The organism is cf. Phormidesmis sp. LEGE 11477, assembly GCF_015207105.1.
GTDB lineage: Bacteria > Cyanobacteriota > Cyanobacteriia > Phormidesmidales > Phormidesmidaceae > Phormidesmis.
Genome location: NZ_JADEXO010000253.1, coordinates 1 through 1757 on the forward strand (window position 1 = coordinate 1; position 1757 = coordinate 1757).

The 1757-nt window shown below is 53.6% G+C and carries 1 rRNA gene; it reads left to right on the top strand.

Features of this window, described 5'->3' with window-relative positions:
- Positions 1-52: 52 nt before the first annotated feature.
- Positions 53-1757, top strand: a 23S ribosomal RNA gene (locus tag IQ256_RS29080); the annotation flags it as partial.

Here is a 1757-nt window from a genome sequence, read left to right on the forward strand (position 1 = left end):
GGGTTGGTTCTGGTGGATTTGCAAGCATGAGATGAGCATTGATAATGAGAGTGATCAAGTGTCTTAAGGGCATTCGGTGGATGCCTTGGCGACAAGAGGCGATGAAGGACGTGATACGCTGCGATAAGCCATGGGGAGCTGCGAATAAGCTTTGATCCGTGGATTTCCGAATGGGGAAACCCACTCCGTATGGAGTACCCGCAAGGGAGCAAACCCGGGGAACTGAAACATCTAAGTACCCGGAGGAAAGGACATCAACCGAGACTCCGCTAGTAGTGGCGAGCGAACGCGGACCAGGCCAGTGGCTTGCATTTAAGAACCGGAACCGTCTGGAAAGTCGGGCATTAGTGGGTGATAGCCCCGTACGGGTAGAAATTATGCAAGTCCTCGAGTAGGGCGGGACACGTGAAATCCTGTCTGAACATGGGGGGACCACCCTCCAAGCCTAAGTACTCCTTGTCGACCGATAGCGAACAAGTACCGTGAGGGAAAGGTGAAAAGTACCCCGACGAGGGGAGTGAAACAGTTCCTGAAACCGGATGCCTACAAACAGTTGGAGGGCGCAAGCCTGACAGCGTACCTTTTGTATAATGGGTCAGCGACTTAATTTAACGAGCAAGCTTAAGCCGGTAGGTGTAGGCGTAGCGAAAGCGAGTCTGAATAGGGCGCCCTAGTTCGTTGGATTAGACCCGAAACCGAGTGATCTAGCCATGGCCAGGTTGAAGGTGCGGTAACACGCACTGGAGGACCGAACCCACGCCTGTTGAAAAAGTCGGGGATGAGCTGTGGCTAGGGGTGAAAGGCCAATCAAACTCGGAAATAGCTGGTTCTCCGCGAAATCTATTTAGGTAGAGCGTCGGATGAATACTCTCGGGGGTAGAGCACTGGATGGGCTATGGGGGCTTACCGCCTTACTGATCCTAACCAAACTCCGAATACCGAGAAGTACTATCCGGCAGACACACAGTGGGTGCTAACGTCCATTGTGGAGAGGGAAACAACCCTGACCGCCAGTTAAGGTCCCTAAGTTATGGCTAAGTGGGAAAGGATGTAGAACTCCCAAAACAACCAGGATGTTGGCTTAGAAGCAGCCATCATTTAAAGAAAGCGTAACAGCTCACTGGTCTAAATAAGGGGTTCCGCGCCGAAAATGTACCGGGGCTCAAGCCATACACCGAAACTGCGGGTGCATCTTATGATGCGCGGTAGCGGAGCGTTCTGTAAGTCTGCGAAGGGGGACCCGTGAGGGCTCCTGGAGATATCAGAAGTGCGAATGCTGACATGAGTAACGATAAAGCGGGTGAGAGACCCGCTCGCCGAAAGTCCAAGGGTTCCTGCGCAACGCTAATCGGCGCAGGGTTAGCCGGCCCCTAAGGCGAGGCCGAAAGGCGTAGTCGATGGGAATGCAGTTAATATTCTGCAGCTTGGTGGTAGTGACGGATGCCGTGTGTTGTATCTCCTTATTGGATTGGGGGTGCAGCGAAGGTGTTCCAGGAAATAGCTCCACCGTATAAACCGTACCCGAAACCGACACAGGTGGACTGGTAGAGAATACCAAGGCGCTTGAGAGAACTATGCTGAAGGAACTCGGCAAAATGCTCCCGTAAGTTCGCGAGAAGGGAGACCTCACGACGGGCAACCGTTGTGGGGTGGCACAGACCAGGGGGTGGCGACTGTTTATCAAAAACACAGGGCTCTGCGAAGCCGTAAGGCGACGTATAGGGTCTGACGCCTGCCCGGTGCTGGAAGGCTAAGAG